This is a genomic window from Bradyrhizobium sp. 14AA, assembly GCF_054185205.1.
This window is the reverse complement of record NZ_JAVAYM010000133.1, coordinates 1-477: the sequence shown is the minus strand read 5'-3', so window position 1 is coordinate 477 and position 477 is coordinate 1. Positions and strand designations below refer to the sequence as shown.

1 protein-coding gene and 1 pseudogene are annotated in these 477 nt (G+C 65.8%); both read left to right on the top strand.

What is annotated here, in order from left to right; genetic code table 11:
- Positions 1 to 189: hypothetical protein (locus RAD15_RS43670; RefSeq protein ID WP_458184839.1), on the top strand; the 189-nt coding region annotated here is incomplete at its 5' end.
- A gap of 2 nt (positions 190 to 191) precedes the next feature.
- Positions 192 to 477: pseudogene (locus RAD15_RS43665) on the top strand (HWE histidine kinase domain-containing protein); the annotation flags it as partial.

Below are 477 nucleotides of genomic sequence, written 5' to 3'. Positions count from 1 at the left end.
AGGTCGGTGCCGCCGTCCTTGCCCGCGACCTTTCTCGGCGCGGGCGATTCGCTTGCGTGGCGACGGCTGCTTGACCTGCTGGCCGCGCGTCTCCGCAGCGACGGGGAAATCCAGATCGCGATCAAGGCAGCGTGCGAGGTGTTCATGCTATTCGAGCGCAGCGGGCGACACTGTCTGAGGGTGAACTGATCTTGGCGGAGGGTGTCGGGCGTGTCGATCTCACCAATTGTGATCGTGAGCCAATCCATATCCTGGGCTCGATCCAGCCGATCGGTTTCCTGCTCGCGCTGACCGCCGACTGGATCGTCGCGCGGGCTTCAGCGAACACGGCCGATTTCATCGGCCGCACGCCGGACGAGGTGATCGGCCAGCCGCTGCGCGATCTTTTCCCGGCGCGCACCGTCCATGAACTGCGCAACCGTACCGCGATGCTGCGCGGCCCGGACGCAGTGGAGCGGCTGTTCGACTGCCCTATCG